The organism is Blastococcus atacamensis (genome assembly GCF_002938425.1).
Lineage (GTDB): Bacteria > Actinomycetota > Actinomycetes > Mycobacteriales > Geodermatophilaceae > Blastococcus > Blastococcus atacamensis.
The window spans coordinates 11508-31845 of sequence record NZ_POQU01000042.1 but is presented as its reverse complement, the minus strand read 5'-3'; the positions used below and the strand labels follow the sequence as shown (position 1 = coordinate 31845).

Below are 20338 nucleotides of genomic sequence, written 5' to 3'. Positions count from 1 at the left end.
TGACTGTAGGTTCTGTTGGTAGTGATTTGTTTTCATTGCTTTTTTTTTTAATTGCTATGGGTATGTCCGAGATTTAGCTGTGCCTCGTCGTCGGAAGCGGCAGAGGTGTATAAGGGACAGGCCGTGCACGCCCAGCCCGGCGATCACGCCGTCCGCGGCGCGAGAGACGTAGGAGTGCTGCCGGAACTCCTCGCGCCGGTGGATGTTGCTGATGTGCACCTCGACGACGGGCGCGGTCACCGCAGCGATCGCGTCGTGCAGCACCACCGACGTGTGCGTCCAGCCGCCCGGGTTCACCACCACCGGGCCGCCGGCGTCGGTGGCCTCGTGGATCCAGCGCAGCAGCTGGCCCTCGTCGTCGGTCTGGCGCACCTGCACCTCGATGCCGAGCTCGCGGGCGGCGGTCTCCAGCAGGTCCACCAGCTGGGCGTACGTCGTCGTCCCGTAGATCTCCGGCTCGCGGGTGCCGAGCCGTCCGAGATTGGCGCCGTTGAGCACGTGGATGGTCATGCGTTCACTCCTGATACGGCGGCCCATGCGGCGTCGAGCCAGGCCTGGTCGGGGTCGGTCAGGATCCGAGGGTTGCCCAGCCCGTCGAGGACGACGAAGCGCAGCGACGCACCGCGGGCCTTCTTGTCCACCCGCATCACCGCCTGCAGCCGGTCCCAGTCGCCGGCGTAGCTGGTCGGGAGCCCCATGGCAGCGATCAGGTCGCGGTGCCGCGTGACCTCGTCGGGCGTCAGCAGCCCGGCCTCCCCGGCGAGCGCCGCGGCGAAGACCAGACCGACGGCGACCGCCTCGCCGTGCCGCCAGCCGAAGTCCTCGACCCGCTCGATGGCGTGGCCCAGGGTGTGGCCGTAGTTGAGGAACTCCCGGACGCCGGTGTCGAGCAGGTCCTCCCCCACCGCCGTCGCCTTGACCCGCACCGCGCGCTCGATGAGCTCCTCGGTGTGCCGCCGTCCGGTGGGATCGGCGTCGAGCAGCTCGAGGATCGCACCGTCGGCGATGAAGCCGCACTTGACGACCTCGGCCATGCCGGAGCGGAACTCCGCCTCGGGCAGCCCGGCCAGCGAGTCGGTGTCGGCGAGCACGGCGGCCGGCGGGTGGAAGGCGCCGACCAGGTTCTTGCCCGCGGCGGTGTTGATGCCGGTCTTGCCGCCGACCGCGGCGTCGACCATGCCGAGCAGGCTGGTGGGGACCTGGACCACGCGGATGCCCCGGGTCCAGGTGGCGGCCAGGAAGCCGGCCAGGTCGGTGACCGCTCCCCCGCCGATCCCGACGACGGCGTCGGACCGGGTGAGGCCGAGCCGACCGAACTCCTCCCACACCTCGGCCGCGACCCGAGCGGTCTTCGCCGCCTCCCCGTCGGGGACGACGACCGCCTCGGCGGCCACCCCGGCGGTCTGGAGGGTCTCGACGGCGGCGCCGGCGGCCGCGGCCAGCGGTGGCGCGTGGACGACGGCCACCTTCGGCGTACCGGCCAGCACGAGCGCGAGCTCGGTCTGCGCGCCGGCGCCGATGACCACCTCGTAGGGCTTCTCCCCGGCGACCGGGACCCGGCGGGTCACCGGTCTCCCCGCGGGGTCAGGACGGCGAGCACCTCGGCGACGACCTCCTCCGGCGCACGCCCCGCGGTGGGGACCCGCTGGGTGGCCACCTCCGTGTAGAGCGGGGCGCGCTCCTCCAGCATGGTGCGCAGCATCGCGCGGGGGTTGACCGCGAGCAGCGGCCGGTCGCGGGACAACCCGGCGCGACGGGCCGCCGAGGCGACGTCGACGTCCAGCCACACGACGGTGCCGCCGACGCGACCGTGGGCGACCAGCAGTTCGCGGGTCGCGGCGCTGGTCACCGCACCACCGCCGAGCGCCAGCACCCCGCGGTGCTCGGTGAGCGCCCGGGCGACCGCCTTCTCCTCCAGCGCCCGGAAGTGCGGCTCACCGTGCTGGACGAAGAGGTCGGCGACCGTCGAACCGGTCTCCGCCTCGACGTCGCGGTCGGTGTCCCGGAACGGGAGCCCGCAGGCCTCCGACACCGCCGTCCCGACCGTCGTCTTCCCCGACGCCGGGGGGCCGACCAGGACCAGCGCCGGACCCGTCACCGGTAGGTCAGGGAGTCGAGGTATGCCTGCGCGTTGCGCCGCGTCTCCGTGACCGAGTCGCCACCGAACTTCTCCAGCACCGCGTCGGCGATCACCAGGGCGACCATCGCCTCCATGACGACGCTGCCCCGGGGCACCGCGCAGGCGTCGCTGCGCTGGTTGATCGCCACGGCGGCCTCACCGGTGGCGACGTCGATGGTCTGCAGCGCCCGGGGCACGGTGCTGATCGGCTTCATGGCGGCGCGCACCCGCAGCACCTCGCCGTTGGTCATGCCGCCCTCGATGCCACCGGCCCGGTCGGTGAGCCGCTGGATGCGTGGCCCCCCGTCCGCGGAGTCCACGGCGACGATCTCGTCGTGCGCCACCGAACCCCGCCGGCGCGCGGTCTCCAGCCCGTCACCGACCTCCACGGCCTTGACCGACTGGACCCCCATGAGCGCGGCGGCCAGGCGGGCGTCGAGGCGCCGGTCCCAGTGCACGTGGCTGCCCAGACCCGGCGGCAGACCGTGCACGACGACCTCGATGACCCCGCCGAGGGTGTCGCCACCCCTCCGGGCGTCGTCGATCTCGGCGGTCATCCGCTCGCTCGTTGCGGGGTCGGCGCAGCGCACGGGATCCTCGTCCAGGCGCGGGTTGTCGTCGGGGCCGGGCACGATGCCGTCGGGTGCGACGACCGGCCCGATGCCGACGACGTGGCTGACGACCGAGGCGCCGACGGTCTGGCGCAGGAAGGCCTGGGCGATGGCCCCCAGCGCGACCCGGGCCGCGGTCTCGCGCGCGCTGGCCCGCTCGAGGACGGGGCGCGCGTCGTCGAAGCCGTACTTCTGCATGCCGGCCAGGTCCGCGTGCCCGGGGCGCGGCCGGGTGAGCGGGGCGTTGCGCGCCTGCCCGGCGAGGACCTCGGGGTCGACGGGATCGGCGGACATGACCGTCTCCCACTTGGGCCACTCGGTGTTGCCCACCTGCACGGCGATCGGACCGCCCTGGGTGCGGCCGTGCCGGACGCCCCCGGTCAGCGTGACGACGTCCTGCTCGAAGGACATGCGAGCGCCCCGGCCGTGCCCCAGCCGGCGGCGGGCCAGCTGCAGGTCGAGGTCGGAGGTCTGGACCTCGACCCCGGCCGGGAGTCCCTCGAGGATGGCGGTGAGCTGCTGGCCGTGCGACTCACCGGCGGTCAGCCAGCGCAACATGCACGGGAGTCTAGAAGGACCCCTCCCACCGCCTCCCTCGCAGGCTCGGGCGGGTCCCGGGGAGGGGCCCTTCCAGCCGTTCACCCGGGGGGAACGGCGCCGATCACGAGGGCCAGAACCGCCCCTGCCAGCAGCGGCGGCCCGAACGGCACCGTGCTGCGCCAGCCCGCCCGGCCGGTCACCACCAGCAGCACCGACACGCCGGCTCCGACGAGCAGGCCGAGGAAGATGCCGGCCAGGAGCACCCCCCAGCCGAACCAGCCGAGCACCAGGCCCAGCAGGCCCAGGAGCTTGACGTCCCCGAACCCGAGGGCGGCCGGCGAGATCGCCGCGGCCCCGGCCGAGAGGGCGAGAGCGGCCGCGGCGGCCAGCACGGCGCGGACCAGCGCCCACCAGGTGTCGAGCACGGCAGCGTCGACGACCGCCGCCCCGGCGAAGACGCCGGCCGCCGGCACGAGGACGCGGTCGGGCAGCCGGTGGAGCGGCGAGGTCGACCGCGCCAAGGACCACGGCCGCGCCGGCGACCCACAGCAGGCCGACGGTGACCGGTCGGGGGCCGGCGAACAGCGCCGCGGCGCAGAGCAGGCCCGCGGTGAGGGCGGTGACCACCACGTCGCGGCGGGGCGCGGCGGGCGCCGGGGCGTCCCGGGCAGCCAGGCGACCGGCGGTCCGGGACAGCCACGGTCCGAGGACGAGCCCGAGCAGGACCGCGGTCCCGGCGAGCACCGGGTGGGGAACGTCCATGCCCGCGTCAGCGGCCGGCGAGCGCCGCGTCCAGGGCCGCGCGCATGGCGCCGATCGGGGCCGGCATCCCGGTGATCAGCTCGACCTGCTCGGTGGCCTGCCAGAACAGGACCTCCAGGCCGCCGATCACGGTGCCGCCCCCGGCCGACACCCGCTCGGCCAGCGGGGTCGGCCAGGGTGCGTAGAGGACGTCGAGCACCGTCTGCCCGGCCTCCCAGGCCAGCGCGGCGACGGCGGGCTGGCCGTCCACCGGCACGGTGCTCACCACGACGGGCGCGGCCACCCGGGCGCCATCCAGCGGCAGCACGGTGGCGGCCACGTCGAGCGCCTCCAGCACGCGGATGACGTCCCCGGCGCGCCGCGGGTTGCGCACGACGACGTCCACCCGGCGGGCACCCAGCGAGGCGAGCGCCACGGCGGCCGCCGCGGCCGTCCCACCGGCGCCCAGGATCGCCGCGTGCGGGGCGGACTCCACGCCGGCCAGCGAGAGCGCGGTGCCGATCCCGCCGACGTCGGTGTTCTCGGCCCGCCAGCCGGTGTCGGTGCGGACCAGGGTGTTCGCCGCGCGCAGCAGGGCCGGGAGCGGCTCCACCCGGTCGGCGACGTCCACCGCGGTCTGCTTGTTGGGCATGGTGACCGAGAAGCCCCGCCACTCCGGGCCGAGCCCCGCCAGCAGGTCGGGGAGTTCCTCGGGCCCGACGTCGAGGGCGTCGTAGGTCCAGTCGCCCAGCCCCAGCGCGGTGTAGGCCGCGCGGTGCAGCAGCGGGGAGAGCGAATGCGACACCGGCCGGCCGAGGACGGCGGCCCTCATTCGCCCGGGTTCTCCCGCAGCCACTGCCGGAAGATCTCGACGTTCGCGTCGTGCTCGGCCTTGGTGGCGGCGAAGCGGGTGTCGCCGTTGTCGGGGTTGACCACCACGAAGAACCGCCAGTCGCCGTCGGCCGGTGCCAGCACCGCGCGGAGGGCGTCCTCGCCCGGGTTGCTGATGGCGCCCGGGGGCAGTCCGGTGTGGACGTAGGTGTTGTACGGCGACTCGTTGGCCCGGTCGACCGCCGTCGTCGTGATGCCGCCCTTGCCGTTGGCGTAGTTCACCGTGGTGTCGAGCTGCAGGGGCATGCCGTCGGCGAGCCGGTTCTCCAGCACCCGGGCGACCTTGGCCATGTCCTCGGCGCCGGCCGCCTCGGCCTGCACGATGCTGGCCTTGGTGATCCAGGTGAGCCGGTCGCTCTCGGGCACGCCCAGGCCGTCGAAGGCCTGCTCGGCCCGGGCCACCATGGCGGTCAGCATGTCGACGGCGGTGTCGCCGGGCTCGAAGTCGTAGGTGGCGGGGAACAGGAAGCCCTCGAGCATCCCGTTGGCGTAGGCGGGCAGACCGAGCGCGGCCGGGTTCGCCGCCGCGGCCTGGAGCTCCTCCAGCGGGGTCCCGGTGTCCTCCGCGACGCGGGCCAGGACCTGCACCACGGTGAGCCCCTCGCGCAGCGTGACCCGCGAGACCTGGCGGGACGCCGGGTCCAGCAGCAGGTCCAGCGCCGACTCGCCGCTCATCTGCAACCGCAGCGTGTAGACGCCGGGCTGGATGCCGGTGGCGTCCGGGTGGTCCTTCGCGGCGCTGACGAACGGCCCGGTGGAGGCGACCACGTCGGCGTCGTCGAGGGTCTGGGCGATGTCGCTGAGCGTGTCGCCCTGGTTCACCCGGACGTCGACGCTGCCGGTGCCGCTGCCGGTGTAGTCCTGCGAGGTCGGGTCGAGCAGCGCGAGCAGCTTCTGGCCGCCCAGCACGATGCCCGCGACGATGGTGCCGAGCACCAGGAAGGCGAGCAGCATGGCGAAGGGGCGGCGGCGGCGGCGCCGGCGGGCACGGTCGGTGCGCGGGTCGTAGGGGGCGACGGGGATCTCGTCGTCGGTCAGCGGGCCGGCCGGCTCGCCGAGGAACTCGTGCTCGTCGGGGAAGAAGTCCTCGTCGTGCGCGGCCGCGGGGTGCTGCTCGGGAAGCGCGACGGTGGCCGGGTGGTCGTCGGCCGGCTCGGCGCGGCGGGACCGCCGGAGGCCACGTCGCCGCGGAGCCTCCTCGTCCACGTTGGCTCCGATGACGTCGAAGGCGCCGGTCTGCTCCTCCCACGACGCGGGGCTCCCACCCGGGAGGTCCTCGCCGGCCGCGTCGCCGGAGCGACCGCCGAGCCGCGGCGTGGCCACGGTCGCGTCGTCGTCGGGACCGTTGCCGCCCTGGCCGAGCCGGTCCCAGATGCCCATCGGCATCGGGGGCAGCGGGCCGGAGGGGTGCTGCCGGGTGAAGCCGTGCTGGTCGGGACGGCCACCGGCGTGCGGGTGGTCCGGCTGGTCGGTGGACCCGGAGGACCACCAGTCCGGCTCGACGAGCGGGCCGGTGCGGTCGTTCCCGCGGTCGATCAGGCCCGATCCGGGGCGGATGCCGCCGCGGTCGGTGGGCCGCGGTGGGCGGACGGGCGAGCCCGGCGGGTAGCTGCCGCCGGTGGGGGTGCCGGGACCGGTCCACATGGACGCGGGGAACCCACCGGTTGCGTCGTCGGAGGAGTGCCTCCCCCGACGCGACGGCCCGCCGGGCGCGCTCACGTGGGCGACCGTCGGCTGTCGAGATACTGCTGCAGGATGACCACGGCGGCCGCCTGGTCGATCACCGGGCGCGAGCGGCGGCTGTCGATGCCACCCTCACGGAGGTGACTGGCTGCGGTCACGGTGGAGAGCCTTTCGTCGATCATGTGGACGGGCACATCCGCTATGCGGTCGGCTAGTTCCTGAGCGTAGTTGCCCGCGTCGACGGCAGACGCGCCCGACGCACCTGACAGATGCCTCGGCTCTCCCACCACCACCTCGGTCACCTCGTGTTCCACGACCAACGCCACGAGCCGGTCCAGGTCGGCGCCGTTCTTGGCCCGGTTCAACGTCTCCAAGGGGCTGGCGAGGGTGCCGGTGGGATCCGACAGCGCCACTCCGACCCGCACGGTGCCGACGTCGATCCCCAGCACCCGGCCCCGCGGCGCGCCCCCTCCGGACCGGCGCGGCGGCACCTTGAGGTGCTGCGGCCAGCCGCCGGACAGGTCGATCTCCGACGTCTCGTGACTGACCGGCGGGAAGCCCTGCCGCAGGTCGATCTCGGTGGTCGGGTGGTAGGTCGGCTGCTCGCCGGTCGCACCGGACGGACGCGGGCGCGCCGGCGGCACGGCCGGCAACGACCTGCGCCTCCTCCCGACGGGCCCGGTGTCCTCCGGGTTCTGCCCGAAGTCGGAGTGCTCGGTACCGCTGTCGTCGGAGCTCCCCACGGTGCTCACCTCCCAGTGGCGGCCGCAACCGCCTGCTCGCCGGCCTGCAGTCCCGCGGGGATACCCGCGGGATCGGTGCCGCCCCCCTGGGCGACGTCGGACTTGCCGCCACCGCGGCCGCCGACAGGGGCCGAGGCCGCCTTGAGGACGTCGTTGGCCGACAATCCCTGGGCGACCGCGGCCGGGTTCAGTGCCGCGACCAGTGCCACCTTGCCACCGGACTCCGATGCCAGCAGCACGACCGAGGGCCGGTCCGCGGCCAGCCGGCCGCGGATGTCGAGGGCGAGCGTGCGCAGCTCGCCGCCGCCCAGACCCGACGGGGAACCGGTGACCACGGCGACGCCGCCGATGTCCTTCGCGGAGCCGGCCAGCTGACCGGCGACGGCCACGCTCTGCTGGGCGCGCAGTTCGGCCAGCTCGCGGTCCAGGTCGCGCAGCCGGGAGACCATGCCGCTCACCCGCTCCACGAGCCCGTCCTGGGGTGCCTTGAGGAGATCGGCCAGCTGGCGCACGAGGTCGCGCTCGCGCGCCAGGTACCGGAAGCCCTCCAGGCCCACGACCGCCTCGACGCGCCGTGAGCCGGATCCGACCGAGGACTCGCCGGTGAGCGCCAGCGTGCCGATCTGGGAGCTGCCGCGCACGTGCGTGCCACCGCAGAGCTCCCGGGACCAGGGGCCACCGATCTCCACGACGCGCACCTGCTCGCCGTAGGTCTCCCCGAACAGCGCGATGGCGCCGAACGCCTTCGCCTCGGGCAGCGTCATCCAGGAGGCGGTGACCTTGTGGTCGGCACGGACGGCGGCGTTGGCGACGTCCTCGATGTCGGTGCGCTGCTGGGCGCTGAGCGCGCCCTGCCAGGCGAAGTCCAGCCGCAGGTAGCCCGGCCGGTTGTAGGAGCCCGACTGCAGCGCCTGCGGGCCCAGCACCTCGCGCAGCGCGGCGTGCACCACGTGGGTGCCCGAGTGCGCCTGGCAGGCCGAGAGCCGCCACTCGTAGTCCACCTCGGCGGTCAGCTCGGCACCCTGGCGCAGCTCGCCGTCCAGCACCCGGATCTGGTGGGCGACCAGGCCCTTGACCGGACGCTGCACGTCGATGACCTCGGCGCGACCGCCGTCCCAGGTGAGGAGGCCGGCGTCGGCGATCTGGCCACCGGACTCCGCGTAGAACGGCGTGCGGTCGAGCACGACGCGGACGATGTCACCCTGCGCCGCCACCTCCGGACCCTCCTCGTCCCCCACCAGCGCGAGCACCCGGGAGTCGGTGCGCAGGGTGTCGTAGGCACGCCAGTCGGTGGGGCCGTGCTCGGCCAGCAGCCGGCGGTAGGCCAGGACGTCGACGGAACCGGTGCGCTTGGCGCGGGCGTCGGCCCGGGCGCGGTCGCGCTGCTCCTTCATGAGGGCGCGGAAACCCTCCTCGTCGACGGTCACGCCCTGCTCGGCGGCCATCTCGAGCGTGACGTCGATCGGGAAACCGAACGTGTCGTGCAGGCTGAACGCCTGCTCACCCGACAGCATCGGCGTCCCGGCCTTCTTCGCTTGCGTGACCGCGGTGTCGAACAGCGCGGTGCCCGAGGTGAGGGTGCGCCGGAAGGCCTCCTCCTCGGCGTAGGCGACGCTGCTGATCCGGGCGAAGTCGGTCTCCAACTCGGGGTAGCTGGCCTTCATCGCCTCCTTCGACACCGGCAGGAGCTCCGGGAGCGTGGCGTCCTCGACGCCGAGGAGCTTCATCGACCGGACGGCGCGACGCAGCAGCCGGCGGAGGATGTACCCACGACCCTCGTTGCCGGGGGTGACGCCGTCGCCGATGAGCATCAGACCGCTGCGCACGTGGTCGGCGACGACCCGCAGCCGCACGTCGGCGTCGTTGTCCTTGCCGTAGGTGACGCCGGAGAGCTCGGCGGCGCGGCGGAGCACCGGGGCCACCTCGTCGATCTCGTACATGTTGTCGACGCCCTGCAGCAGGTAGGCCACGCGCTCCAGGCCCATGCCGGTGTCGATGTTCTTCTTCGGCAGCTCGCCGAGGATCGGGAAGTCCTTGCCCTCCCCGTCACCTCGCTCGTACTGCATGAAGACGAGGTTCCAGATCTCCAGGTACCGGTCGCCGGTCGGGTCGGCCTCGGGACCGCCGCCCGGTCCGAACTCCGGCCCGCGGTCGTAGTGGATCTCCGAGCAGGGACCGGCCGGGCCGGCCGCGCCGGTGGACCAGTAGTTGTCGTCCATCCCGCGGCGCTGGATGCGCTCGGCCGGGACGTAGGCGCGCCAGGCGTCGAAGGCCTCGTCGTCGTCGAGGTAGACCGTCGGCCAGATCCGCTCGGGGTCCAACCCCAGCCCGCCGTCCTCGACCTTCCCGGTCACGAGGTCCCAGGCGAACTGGATGGCCTCGGCCTTGAAGTAGTCCCCGAAGGAGAAGTTGCCGTTCATCTGGAAGAACGTGCCGTGGCGGGTCGTCTTGCCCACCTCCTCGATGTCGAGGGTGCGCACGCACTTCTGGACGCTCGTGGCCCGCGGGAACGGTGCGGGCTCGCGGCCGGTCAGATACGGGATGAACGGCACCATGCCGGCCACGGTGAACAGCAACGACGGGTCCGGGGAGACCAGCGAGGCACTGGGGACGACGGTGTGGCCGCGCTGCTCGAAGTGCTGCAGGAAGCGGCGGCGGATCTCGGCGGTCTGCATCAGCGATCTACTCGGTTCGACAGGACCGGGACGGAGAGCGTCCGGCCGGAGGGGTCAGGAATCGGCGGAGTGCGCGCCGCGGCGCAGCGCGGCGGCGTCACCGGCCTCGGGCAGCGGCGCGTCCAGGCCTGTGCCCGCGCGCAGCTCGAGCTCGCGCTCGGACATCGCGTCGCGCACGTCGGCGCCGAAGTCACCGATCGCGTCGGCGACGTCGCGCAGCCCGGCGGCGATCGAGGCACCGATGCCGGCGGGGGTCATCTTCTCGGCCGCGGCCGAGAGCTTGCGGACGACGAGGGCGCCGATGGTGATGCCCATGGCCAGCCAGAAGAGCCGGCGCATCAGGCGGTCCGCCGGGCGGAGCGGCGGGCGCGGCGCTCGGCCTTGTCACGGGCGGCGGCGTCGGCGATGGCCTGGCCCTCGCGCTTCTTGCGGGTGGCGCTGCGCACGCCGTAGCTGAAGGCGGCCACCTTGATCAGCGGGCTGCCCAGCGTGGCGGCGACGACGCTGGTGAGGGCGGCGACGTTGCTGGAGACGTTGGCGGCGTTGCCGGTGATGTCGTCGACCCGCTCGAGGTTGCTGTTCACGTGCGCGACGGTGGTGCCGGCCTGGCTCAGGATCGGCGCGCTCTGCTCGCGGACCTGACGGATGGTCAGGGTGGTCTCGTCGAGCGTCCGGCCGAGCTTGAGCAGCGGTACGGCGACCAGCACCACCAGCAGCACCAGGGCCCCGGCTGCGACCAGCCCGGCGATCTCTCCTACGGACACGCGTGCTCCTGTTTCTCGGGGGACTCGACGCCGGCGGCGACACACCGACCCGATCACCCTAGTCGCGGGCCCCCGCCGCCGTCCGTCCCCCGCCGGGCGCTCAGCGGGTCCGGCGGATGATCGCGCGGAGCTTGGCCAGCCGCTCCCCCAGCCGCGCCTCGGCGCCCCGGCTGGTAGGCCGGTAGTAGTCCTTCCCGACCAGCGCGTCCGGCGGGTACTGCTGTGGCACGACGCCGTCGGGATGGGAGTGCGGGTAGACGTAGGTCTTCCCGTGACCCAGCTTCTTCGCCCCGCCGTAGTGGGCGTCCCGCAGACCCGGCGGCACCGGCCCGGCCAGCCCGGCGCGGACGTCGGCCACCGACTCCCCCATCGCCGCGGTCACGGCGTTGGACTTGGGTGCCGTCGCCAGGTGGACGACGGCCTGCGCGAGCGGGAAGTGCCCCTCGGGCATGCCGATGAAGGCGACCGCGTCCGCCGCGGCGACGGCGGTCAGCAGCGCCGTCGGGTCGGCCATGCCGATGTCCTCGCTGGCGGAGATGACCAGCCGCCGGGCGATGAAGCGCGGGTCCTCCCCCGCCTCCACCATGCGGGCCAGGTAGTGCAGGGCGGCGTCGACGTCGCTGCCGCGGATGGACTTGATCAGCGCGCTGGCGACGTCGTAGTGCATGTCGCCCTGCCGGTCGTAGCGAACCGCCGCCTGGGCCACCGCCGTCTCCAGCGTGGCCAGGTCGATCTCGGTCGCGCCCACGGCCCGCGCCGCCCCGGCACCGGACTCCAGGGCGGTCAGCGACTTGCGGCCGTCACCGCCGGCGATGCGGATCAGGTGCTCCTCCGCCTCGTCGCTGAGCGTGAACTCGCCGGCCAGCCCCCGCTCGCTGGCCAGCGCGCGGCGCAGCAGGGTGCGGACGTCGTCGTCGGTGAGCGGCTGCAGCGCGAGGACCAGGCTGCGACTGAGCAGGGGGCTGACCACGGAGAAGAACGGGTTCTCGGTGGTGGCCGCGATCAGGCTGACGATCCGGTCCTCGACGGCGGACAGGAGGCTGTCCTGCTGGGTCTTGGAGAAGCGGTGCACCTCGTCGATGAACAGCACCGTGCGGCGGCCGGCGTAGGTCAGCTCCTGCTTGGCGCTGGAGATGACCGCCCGGACCTCCTTGACGCCGGAGTCCAGTGCCGAGAGCTGGACGAACTGGCGCTTCGTGGCCAGGGAGATGACGTGGGCGAGGGTCGTCTTCCCCGTTCCGGGTGGGCCGTAGAGCACCAGCGACATCGGCTCGTCGGACTCGACCAGCCGGCGCAGCGGCGCCCGGTCGCCCAGCAGGTGCTGCTGCCCGACGACCTCCTCCAGCGAGCGCGGCCGCATGCGCACGGCCAGCGGCGCGCCCGGGTCGACGGCGGCGGGCCCGTCGTCCGGGGCGTCGAACAGGGATGTCATGGCGCCAGCTCGCTCCCGCGGCGCGCTCCGCTCCTCGCTCCTCTGCCCAGGCCGCCTCCGCGCTCGCTCCGCTCCTCGCTCGTTCCGCGCTGCGATGCTCCCTCGCTGTCAGCGACCGCTTCGCTGCGATGCTCACGCGCCTGTCCGCTCACGGGTGGGAACGCTACCCGCGGGGCACGACACCCCTCATGCATCAGCGACGCATCGGGGACATGCAGGTCAGCGCCATCGGACTGGGCGCGATGCCTCTCTCCAGCAAGGACGACCGGCCATCGGAGGACGACGCCGTCGCCGTGGTGCACGCCGCACTCGACGCCGGCGTCACCCTCATCGACACAGCGGACGCCTACGCCCACGACGAGGCGGAGTTCGGGCACAACGAATCGCTGGTGGCGCGGGCGCTGGCGGCCTACGGATCGCCCGAGGTCCTGGTGGCGACGAAGGGCGGGCACACCCGGCGCGGCGCCGAGTGGGAGCTCGACGGGTCGCCGGCGTACCTGCGCAGCGCCTGCGAGGGATCGCTGCGCCGGCTCGGCGTGGAGGCCATCGGGCTGTACCAGTTCCACCGCCCCGACCCCGCGACGCCGTGGGAGGACTCGATGGGCGCCCTGCGGCAGCTGGCGGACGACGGGCTGGTGCGGATGGTCGGCATCTCCAACGCCGACATCACGCAGATCGACGCGGCGCGGGCGATCGTGGGCGATGCGCTGGTGGCCGTGCAGAACCAGTTCTCGCCCGGCTGGCGGTCCTCGGCCGACGAGCTGGCGCACTGCGCGGCGCACGGCCTGGCGTTCCTGCCGTGGAGCCCGTTCGGCGGGGTGCCGGCGGCGGGCTCCCTGGACTCGACCGCGCCGGCGTTCGCCGAGGTGGCCGACGAGCTGGGGGTGTCGGTGTACCGGGTGACGCTGGCCTGGCACCTGGCGCAGAGCGACACCGTCGTCCCGATCCCGGGGGCCTCGCGGGTCGCCTCGATCGTCGACTCCGCGGCCGCCGCCGACCTGCGCCTCTCCTCCGAGCAGCTCGCCCGCTTGAACGCCGCCTGACCCCCCACCCCCTGGCCGAGTGAGCAGTTGGTGCCACTCGACACGCCGTCACCCGGCGTGCCGGGCGACCGCGACTGCTCGCTCGGCTGTCCCCAACCCCGCTGGCTGTCCACGGAACCGCTCGCGAGCCGCTGCGCTCCCCGGCGGCCATCGATGGTCGTCGCGTGACGAAGCATCTGCTGCCGCCGGTCTACACGCTCGCCGCCGCGGAGGTGGCCGAGCTCACTCGGGCCGAGCTCCGGGACGACGGGGTCCGGGTGTTCCGCGGCGTCTACCGCTCGCGAGCGCTACCGGCGGACTTGGCCACCACCGTCGAGGCGGCGCTCAGCGTCCTGCCGCCGCGGGCATCGGTGTCCCACCGGACGGCGGCCGCCCTGCTCGGCGCTCCCATCCGACCGGGACCACTGCTCGAGTTCGCGGTGCCACCAGGCGTCCACCGGGCCAGGCGCCGGGGTCTGCGGGTCCACGTCCGCGATCTGGCAGGGGTCGACGAGACGCTGCTCGACGGGCTGCGCGTGACCAGCGGCCCGCAGACGTGGCTCGACCTGGCGGCGTCGCTCACCGCCGGTGAGCTCGTCGCGGTGGGAGATGCGCTGTACCGGGGTGGCCACCTCGACGGCGGCAACCTGACCGAACGGCTCGCCCGGGCGGACGGCGTCCGTGGGGTCGTGCAGGCGCGTGCATGCGCGCCGCTGCTCACACCGCTGGCCGCGTCCCGACCGGAGAGCCTGGTCCGCTACGCGGTGGTCAGCGGCGGCCTCCCGCATCCGGTGGTGCAGGTGCCGGTGCTCGACCGGTGGGGCCGCGCGGTCGCGCACGCCGACCTCGGCTGGCCGCAGTGGAAGGTGGCGCTGGAGTACGAGGGCCGGCAGCACGCCGACTCCGAGCAGTTCGGGCGGGACATCGACCGGTACTCGCTCATGGCGGCAGACGGATGGCTGACCGTGCGCTTCGCCGCCCGTCACCTGGACCGTCTGGACGTCGTCGTGGCCCGGGCGGCCGGCGCTCTCCGGAGCCGCGGCGCCCGCTGGTGACCGTCGAGTGACCGCCGAGTGAGCAGTTGTCGTTGCGCGACACGCCGACCCAGGGCGTGTCCCGCGCCAGGAAGTGCTCACTCGGGAGCCGACCACGGCAGCAGCGCCCACCACGGCAGCCGGCGGAGCACCACCGGAGCGGACAGGACCTGGGTCACGGGACACCTCCGGGTTACGGAACGTGCCGGGACACTAGCGGCCGAGGACGTCCTTGAGGGCGGCGAGCACGAGGGCGACCTTCGCCGGCGAGGCGTTCGGGCCCATGAGCCCGATCCGCCACACGCTCGCGGCGTACGCGCCGGCGCCGGCCCCGATCTCCAGGTCGAACCGCTCCAGCAGCTCCTTGCGCACCGCGGCCGAGTCGACGCCCTCGGGCACTTTCACGGTGGTCAGCTCCGGCAGCCGGTGGCCCTCGGCGGCGAACAGCTCCAGCCCGAGCTCGGCCAGCCCCTCGTGCAGCAACCGACCGGCAGCGGCATGCCGTGCATGGACGGCGTCGAGCCCCTCGTCGAGGATCCGGCCCAGCCCGGCGTGCAGTGACACGACCATCCCGGTGGGCGCCGTGTGGTGGTAGGTACGGCCACCCGACCCTGCGGCCTCCCCTGCGTATCCGCCGAGCATGCCGAGGTCGAGGTACCAGCTCTGCGGCTTCTCGATCCGGCGCTCCCACGCCCGGTCGTTGATCGTGAACGGCGCGAGCCCCGGTGCGACGCCCAGGCACTTCTGCGACCCGGAGTAGGCCAGGTCGACGCCCCACTCGTCCAGCTCGACCGGGATGCCGCCGAGCGAGGTGACGCAGTCGGCCAGCAGCAGGGCGTCGCCCTTGCCGGCGGCCAGCGGCTCGAGGTCCGAGCGGACGCCCGTGGACGTCTCGGCGTGGACGGCGGCGATGAGCTTCGGCGAGGGGTGCGCGGCCAGCACGCGCTCGGCGTCGACCGGCTGCCCCCACTCGTGCTCGACCGCGACGACCTCGGCCCCGCACCGTGCGGCGACGTCGATCATCCGCTGCCCGAACAGGCCGTTCACCGCGACGACGACGACGTCGCCGGGGCCGACGGTGTTGACGAACGCCGCCTCCATGCCTGCGGAGCCGGTGGCCGACAGCGGCAGGGTGCGCCGGTTCGCCGTCCCGAACACCTGGCGGAGCCGGTCGGACGTCTCGTCCAGGACCTGCAGGAACAGCGGGTCGAGGTGGCCCAGCAACGGGAACCCGAGCGCGGCGGTCGCCTCCGGGTACGGGTTGGAGGGGCCGGGTCCGAGGAGGGTGCGGGCACGCAGCGGCATGCCCGCACCCTACGAGCCGGGCTGGCCGTTCGCCGGGTTCGTCGGCCCCGGGGCCCCGGGCTGACCGGGCAGCGCCGGCTCCTCGGGCGTGGCGTCGATGCCGGCTTCCTTGCGCTGGGCGTCGGTGATCGGCGTCGGCGCACCGGTCAGCGGGTCGAACCCGGCACCGGTCTTCGGGAAGGCGATGACCTCGCGGATCGAGTCGACCCCCGACAGCAGCGCGGACAGGCGGTCCCAGCCCAGGGCGGCGCCGGCGTGCGGCGGCGGGCCGTAGGCGAAGGCCTCGAGGAAGAAGCCGAAGCGCTCGCGGGCCTCCTCGCGGGACATGCCGAGGGTCTCGAACACCCGCTCCTGCAGGTCGGCGTCGTGGATACGCACCGAGCCGCTCATGACCTCGTTGCCGTTGATCACCATGTCGTAGGCGTCGGACAGCGCCGCGCCCTTGTCCTCGGCGAACCGGTCGCGCCATTCGGGCGTGGGCGAGGTGAACGGGTGGTGCATGAAGGTCCAGTCGCCGTCCTCGGTCTCCTCGAACATCGGGAAGTCGACGACGAACAGGAACGACCACGAGCCGGGTTCGATGAGCTCGAGCCGCTTGGCGATCTCGTTGCGGGCCGCGCCGAGCAGCTCCTGCGAGGAGCGGCGCTGGCCGGCGGCGAAGAAGACGCAGTCGCCCGGCTTCGCGCCGACGGCCTCGACCAGGCCCTCGCGCTCGGCGTCGGAGATGTTCTTGGCGACCGGACCGCCGAGGGTGCCGTCCTCGGCGATGGTCACGTAGGCCAGGCCCCTGGCGCCGCGCGACTTCGCCCAGTCCTGCCAGGCGTCGAACGCCCGCCGCGGCTGCGAGCCGCCACCGGGCATGACGACGGCGCCGACGTAGGGCGACTGGAAGACGCGGAACGGCGTCCCGGCGAAGTAGGAGGTCAGCTCGGTCAGCTCGATGCCGAAGCGCAGGTCGGGCTTGTCGGAGCCGAAGCGGTCCATCGCCTCGCGGTAGGTCATCCGCGGGATCTCGGGCACCTCGTAGCCCGCCAGCTCGCGCCACAGCGAGCGGACGACGTCCTCGGCGATGGCGAGCACGTCGTCGCGCTCGACGAAGCTCATCTCGAAGTCGAGCTGGGTGAACTCCGGCTGCCGGTCGGCGCGGAAGTCCTCGTCCCGGAAGCAGCGCGCGATCTGGTAGTACCGCTCGAGGCCACCGATCATCAGCAGCTGCTTGAACAGCTGCGGCGACTGGGGCAGCGCGTACCACTTGCCCTGCTGCAGGCGGACCGGCACCAGGAAGTCGCGGGCGCCCTCGGGGGTCGAGCGGGTCAGCGACGGAGTCTCCACCTCGGTGAAGCCGTGGCCGGCCATGACGCCGCGGGCGATCCGGCTGATCTCCGACCGCAGCCGGATCACGCGGGCCGGGCCCTGCCGGCGCAGGTCGAGGTAGCGGTACTTGTAGCGGACGTCGTCGGACGCCGCCTGGTCGGTCTCGATCGGGAACGGCAGCGGGGCCGACGACGACAGGACCCGCAGCTCCGACGTCGCGACCTCGATCTCGCCGGTCGGCAGCTCCGGGTTCTCGTTGCCCTCCGGACGGCGGCGCACCTCACCGGTGACGAGCACGCAGTACTCGTTGCGGAGGTGGTGGGCCTCCTCCTCGCGGACGACGACCTGCACGTACCCGGAGGCGTCGCGGAGGTCGAGGAAGACCACGCCGCCGTGGTCGCGGCGGCGGGCGACCCAGCCGGCGAGGGTGACGGTGGTACCGGCGTCGGACGCGCGGAGCGCGCCGGCGTCGTGGGTGCGGAGCACTGAGGTGCCTTTCGGGTGGAGGTGGTTACCAGCGGTCGTGCACGTGCGCGCGGATGCGCTCGTCGTACAGCCGCTCGAGATCGGAGAGCTGGGAGTCCGACAGCGGCGCCATCGAGGCGGCGGCAACGTTGCCGCGCACCTGCGTGACGGTGCGGGCGCCGGGGATGACGGTGGTGACGCCGGGCTGGTCGATGACCCAGCGCAGCGCGAAGGCCGCGGTCGGCACGGCGTCGCCGGCGATGACGGCCACCTCGCGGGCGGCCGCGACGCCGACCTCGAACGGCACGCCGGCGAACGTCTCACCGACGTCGAAGGCCTCACCGTTGCGGTTGAAGTTCCGGTGGTCGTCGGCGGGGAACGTCGTCGACTCGTCGTACTTGCCGGTCAGCAGGCCGCTGGCCAGGGGCACCCGGGCGAGGATGCCGACGCCGGCGCGCTGGGCGGCGGGCAGCAGCTCCTCGAGCGGCTTGCGCCGGAAGATGTTGAGGATGACCTGGATGGTGGCGACGCCCTCGTGCTGCAGCGCGGTCAGCCCCTCCTGCACCGTCTCCACCGAGACGCCGTAGGCGGCGATGGCGCCGTCGGCCACGAACGAGTCCAGGGCGTCGTACACGCGCTCGTCGGAGTAGACCGCGGGCGGGGGGCAGTGCAACTGGACCAGGTCCAGGGTGTCGACGCCGAGGTTGCGGCGGGACCGGTCGATCCAGGCGCGCAGGTTCTCGGGCGTGTACTGCTCGGCCTCGAACGGGTCGGCGCGGCGGCCGGCCTTGGTCGCGACGAAGGGCCGGTCCGAGCGCGGCGCGAGGGCCTTGCGGATCCGCTCCTCCGACCGGCCGTCGCCGTAGACGTCGGCGGTGTCGAGCAGGGTCACCCCGGCGTCGAGGGCGGCGTCGAGGACGTCGGCGGCGTCGTCCTCGGACACGTCGCCCCAGTCACCGCCCAGCTGCCAGGTGCCCAGGCCGATCACGCTGACGTCTGCCCCGGTCCGCCCCAGCGGCCGCTGCTCCATCGAGGAAGTCACCTCTCCACACTCGCACGCAGCCGGTCGAACAGCTCACCCACGGGGACGGCCACCTGCTCGCCGGTGCGCAGATCCTTGAGCTGTCCCACGCCCTCGGCCAGGTCCCGCTCCCCGATGACGACGACATGCGAGGCCCCCGACCGGTCTGCCGCCTTCATCGCGCCCTTGAGCCCGCGGTCGCCGTACACGGTGTCGGCCGCGACGCCGGCCGAGCGCAGCTGCCCGACCAGCCGGACGGCCAGCCGCTTGGCCTCGGCGCCCAGCGGCACCACGAACGCCTGCACGCCGGCGGTCGCCCCGATGTCGAGCCCCTCGGCCTGCACGGCCAGCAGCGTCCGGTCGACGCCGACGGCGTAGCCGATCCCCGACAGATCCGGCCCGCCGAGCGCCGCCGACAGCCCGTCGTAGCGCCCGCCGCCGCCGATCGCCGACTGCGCGCCCAGGCCCCTGTGCACGAACTCGAAGGTCGTCTTCGTGTAGTAGTCCAGGCCCCGGACCAGCTTCGGCGCCTCGGTCCAGGTCACCCCGAGGTCGGTCAGGTGCTGGCGGACGGCGTCGTAGTGCGCCTTGGTGGAGTCCGAGAGGTGGTCGACCATCAGCGGGGCGTCGCCGAGCTGCGCCTGCACCTCGGGCCGCTTGTCGTCCAGCACCCGCAGCGGGTTGATCGCCGCGCGCCGGCGGGTCTCCTCGTCGAGGTCCAGCTTGTCCAGGTAGGCGACGAGCAGCTCGCGGTACTGCGGCCGGCAGGTGCTGTCGCCGAGCGAGGTGAGCAGCAGCTCGAAGTCGGTCAGCCCCAGGTCGCGGAAGCCCTGCACGCCCAGGGCCACGACCTCGGCGTCCAGCGCCGGGTCGTCGGTGCCGAGGGCCTCCATGTCCACCTGGGTGAAGTGGCGGTACCGACCGGCCTGCGGGCGCTCGTAGCGGAACGCCGAGCCGACGGTCCACAGCTTCACCGGCAGCGCGCCGTCGTGCAGGCGGTGCTCGATGAAGGCCCGCATCAGCCCGGCGGTGAGCTCGGGACGGAGGGTCAGCGAGCGACCGCCCCGGTCGGAGAAGGTGTACATCTCCTTGGTGACGACGTCGGTGGACTCACCGACGCCGCGGGAGAAGACGGCGGTCTCCTCGAACACCGGCGTCTCGACGTAGCCGTAGCCCGCCCGCCGCAGCGGCGCGGTGAGGGTGTCGCGGACGGCGAGGAACCGCGCGGAGTCCGGCGGCAGCGTGTCGAACGTGCCCTTGGGGGCGGTCATGCCGGCCATCTAGAGACCTCGTCCCTTCGGTGCGGAGGTGGCCTCGGCCAGGTAGGGATTGCTCGCGCGCTCGCGGCCGATCGTCGTCGCCGGGCCGTGGCCGGGCAGCACGACCGTCTCGTCGTCCAGCGGCAGGACGACGTCGCGCAGCGAGCGGAGCATGTCGTCCCACGAGCCGCCCGGGAGGTCGACGCGGCCCACCGATCCGGCGAAGAGGACGTCGCCGGCCAGCAGCCCGGGCGCCTCGCCCAGGTCGACGCTGAACATCACCGACCCGCGGGTGTGCCCGGGGGCGTGCCGCACGGTCAGGTCCACCCCGGCCAGCGACAGGACGGCGCCGTCGTCCAGCGGCAGCACGTCGGTCGGGTCGGGCAGCGCGACGCCGCTGATCAGCGGGGCGAGCTGCGGACCGTGCCAGCGGGCCGGGTCCGACAGCATCCCGGAGTCCAGCGGGTGCAGGTAGGCGGGGATGTCGTAGCCGTCGCACACGGGGAGCACGGAGAACGTGTGGTCCAGGTGCCCGTGGGTGAGGACGACCGCGACCGGCTTGAGCCCGTCGTCGGCCAGCATGCGGGCCAGGGGCTCGACCGCGTCCATGCCGGGGTCGACGACGACGCACTCCTGCCCGGGCCCGGAGGCGACGGCGTAGCAGTTGGTGCCGAACGCGCCGGCGGGGAAGGAGCGGATGAGCACCCGTGCAGGTTACG

19 protein-coding genes are annotated in these 20338 nt (G+C 73.7%); 2 read left to right on the top strand and 17 right to left on the bottom strand.

Translation table 11 applies throughout. The annotated features are described in order from the left end of the window. Positions 1-54 precede the first annotated feature (54 nt). From aroQ to C5508_RS11500, 12 genes are all read right to left on the bottom strand, one after another. Positions 55-510, bottom strand: coding sequence for a type II 3-dehydroquinate dehydratase (gene aroQ / locus C5508_RS11555; protein WP_104525092.1), 456 nt, complete (start codon positions 508-510; stop codon positions 55-57). Next, positions 507-1568 (bottom strand): 3-dehydroquinate synthase, encoded by a 1062-nt coding sequence (gene aroB / locus C5508_RS11550; protein WP_104525091.1) that lies wholly within the window; start codon positions 1566-1568, stop codon positions 507-509. The genes aroQ and aroB overlap by 4 nt, the downstream gene beginning before the upstream one ends. After that, positions 1565-2098, bottom strand: coding sequence for a shikimate kinase (locus C5508_RS11545; protein ID WP_104525090.1), 534 nt, complete (start codon positions 2096-2098; stop codon positions 1565-1567). Before C5508_RS11545 ends, aroB begins: the two co-directional genes overlap by 4 nt. Beyond that, complete coding sequence (gene aroC, locus C5508_RS11540; protein ID WP_104525089.1) at positions 2095-3288, bottom strand: chorismate synthase; 1194 nt, start codon at positions 3286-3288, stop codon at positions 2095-2097. The genes C5508_RS11545 and aroC overlap by 4 nt, the downstream gene beginning before the upstream one ends. A gap of 80 nt (positions 3289-3368) precedes the next feature. After that, on the bottom strand, positions 3369-3791 hold the full coding sequence (locus tag C5508_RS20315; RefSeq protein ID WP_232797070.1) for a prepilin peptidase: 423 nt from the start codon (positions 3789-3791) through the stop codon (positions 3369-3371). A gap of 248 nt (positions 3792-4039) precedes the next feature. Continuing rightward, positions 4040-4843 carry a shikimate dehydrogenase gene (locus C5508_RS11530; protein WP_104525088.1) on the bottom strand — a complete coding sequence of 268 codons (804 nt, stop codon included), beginning with the start codon at positions 4841-4843 and terminating at the stop codon, positions 4040-4042. Next, the gene (gene mltG / locus C5508_RS11525) at positions 4840-6546 is read right to left on the bottom strand and encodes an endolytic transglycosylase MltG (RefSeq protein ID WP_104525087.1); all 1707 of its coding nucleotides are present in this window, start codon (positions 6544-6546) and stop codon (positions 4840-4842) included. Before mltG ends, C5508_RS11530 begins: the two co-directional genes overlap by 4 nt. 71 nt (positions 6547-6617) lie before the next feature. Next, positions 6618-7229: a Holliday junction resolvase RuvX gene (ruvX, locus tag C5508_RS19940; RefSeq protein ID WP_232797072.1), complete on the bottom strand. Its 612-nt coding sequence runs from the start codon at positions 7227-7229 to the stop codon at positions 6618-6620. Between the two features lie 104 nt (positions 7230-7333). Further along, a complete protein-coding gene (alaS, locus tag C5508_RS11515; protein WP_104525086.1) occupies positions 7334-10003 on the bottom strand; it encodes an alanine--tRNA ligase in 2670 nt (889 codons plus the stop codon). Between the two features lie 54 nt (positions 10004-10057). Beyond that, complete coding sequence (locus C5508_RS11510; RefSeq protein ID WP_104525085.1) at positions 10058-10342, bottom strand: hypothetical protein; 285 nt, start codon at positions 10340-10342, stop codon at positions 10058-10060. After that, positions 10342-10767 carry a DUF948 domain-containing protein gene (locus tag C5508_RS11505; protein WP_104525084.1) on the bottom strand — a complete coding sequence of 142 codons (426 nt, stop codon included), beginning with the start codon at positions 10765-10767 and terminating at the stop codon, positions 10342-10344. Before C5508_RS11505 ends, C5508_RS11510 begins: the two co-directional genes overlap by 1 nt. A gap of 100 nt (positions 10768-10867) precedes the next feature. Beyond that, a complete protein-coding gene (locus tag C5508_RS11500; RefSeq protein WP_104525083.1) occupies positions 10868-12199 on the bottom strand; it encodes a replication-associated recombination protein A in 1332 nt (443 codons plus the stop codon). Between the two features lie 188 nt (positions 12200-12387). Here C5508_RS11500 and C5508_RS11495 point away from each other — a divergent pair, with 188 nt between their 5' ends. Together C5508_RS11495 and C5508_RS11490 are read left to right on the top strand one after the other, a co-directional pair. Next, positions 12388-13242 carry an aldo/keto reductase gene (locus C5508_RS11495; RefSeq protein ID WP_104525082.1) on the top strand — a complete coding sequence of 285 codons (855 nt, stop codon included), beginning with the start codon at positions 12388-12390 and terminating at the stop codon, positions 13240-13242. 164 nt (positions 13243-13406) lie between these two features. Beyond that, positions 13407-14276: a hypothetical protein gene (locus C5508_RS11490; protein ID WP_232797069.1), complete on the top strand. Its 870-nt coding sequence runs from the start codon at positions 13407-13409 to the stop codon at positions 14274-14276. A gap of 192 nt (positions 14277-14468) precedes the next feature. Here C5508_RS11490 and C5508_RS11485 read toward each other — a convergent pair whose 3' ends face one another. The 5 genes from C5508_RS11485 to C5508_RS11465 are packed head-to-tail and all read right to left on the bottom strand — an operon-like array spanning position 14469 to position 20324. After that, positions 14469-15560, bottom strand: a complete 1092-nt coding sequence (locus C5508_RS11485) for a pyridoxal-phosphate-dependent aminotransferase family protein (protein ID WP_104525081.1) — start codon at positions 15558-15560, stop codon at positions 14469-14471. Positions 15561-15569: 9 nt separating this feature from the next. Next, the gene (gene aspS, locus C5508_RS11480; protein ID WP_104525080.1) at positions 15570-17360 is read right to left on the bottom strand and encodes an aspartate--tRNA ligase; all 1791 of its coding nucleotides are present in this window, start codon (positions 17358-17360) and stop codon (positions 15570-15572) included. Positions 17361-17385: 25 nt separating this feature from the next. Continuing rightward, positions 17386-18381 carry an aldo/keto reductase gene (locus C5508_RS11475; protein ID WP_232797068.1) on the bottom strand — a complete coding sequence of 332 codons (996 nt, stop codon included), beginning with the start codon at positions 18379-18381 and terminating at the stop codon, positions 17386-17388. Further along, a complete protein-coding gene (hisS, locus tag C5508_RS11470; RefSeq protein WP_104525078.1) occupies positions 18378-19640 on the bottom strand; it encodes a histidine--tRNA ligase in 1263 nt (420 codons plus the stop codon). Before hisS ends, C5508_RS11475 begins: the two co-directional genes overlap by 4 nt. Continuing rightward, positions 19641-20324: an MBL fold metallo-hydrolase gene (locus C5508_RS11465; RefSeq protein WP_104525077.1), complete on the bottom strand. Its 684-nt coding sequence runs from the start codon at positions 20322-20324 to the stop codon at positions 19641-19643. Between the last annotated feature and the right edge of the window lie 14 nt (positions 20325-20338).

Bases quoted from the DNA above. Each gene is read 5' to 3' on its own strand.
- aroQ (WP_104525092.1), bottom strand. From the start codon at position 510: ATGACCATCCACGTGCTCAACGGCGCCAATCTCGGACGGCTCGGCACC.
- aroC (WP_104525089.1), bottom strand. From the start codon at position 3,288: ATGTTGCGCTGGCTGACCGCCGGTGAGTCGCACGGCCAGCAGCTCACC.
- C5508_RS11530 (WP_104525088.1), bottom strand. From the start codon at position 4,843: ATGAGGGCCGCCGTCCTCGGCCGGCCGGTGTCGCATTCGCTCTCCCCG.
- mltG (WP_104525087.1), bottom strand. From the start codon at position 6,546: ATGTGGACCGGTCCCGGCACCCCCACCGGCGGCAGCTACCCGCCGGGC.
- alaS (WP_104525086.1), bottom strand. From the start codon at position 10,003: ATGCAGACCGCCGAGATCCGCCGCCGCTTCCTGCAGCACTTCGAGCAG.
- C5508_RS11510 (WP_104525085.1), bottom strand. From the start codon at position 10,342: ATGCGCCGGCTCTTCTGGCTGGCCATGGGCATCACCATCGGCGCCCTC.
- C5508_RS11500 (WP_104525083.1), bottom strand. From the start codon at position 12,199: ATGACATCCCTGTTCGACGCCCCGGACGACGGGCCCGCCGCCGTCGAC.
- C5508_RS11495 (WP_104525082.1), top strand. From the start codon at position 12,388: ATGCATCAGCGACGCATCGGGGACATGCAGGTCAGCGCCATCGGACTG.
- C5508_RS11485 (WP_104525081.1), bottom strand. From the start codon at position 15,560: ATGCCGCTGCGTGCCCGCACCCTCCTCGGACCCGGCCCCTCCAACCCG.
- hisS (WP_104525078.1), bottom strand. From the start codon at position 19,640: ATGGCCGGCATGACCGCCCCCAAGGGCACGTTCGACACGCTGCCGCCG.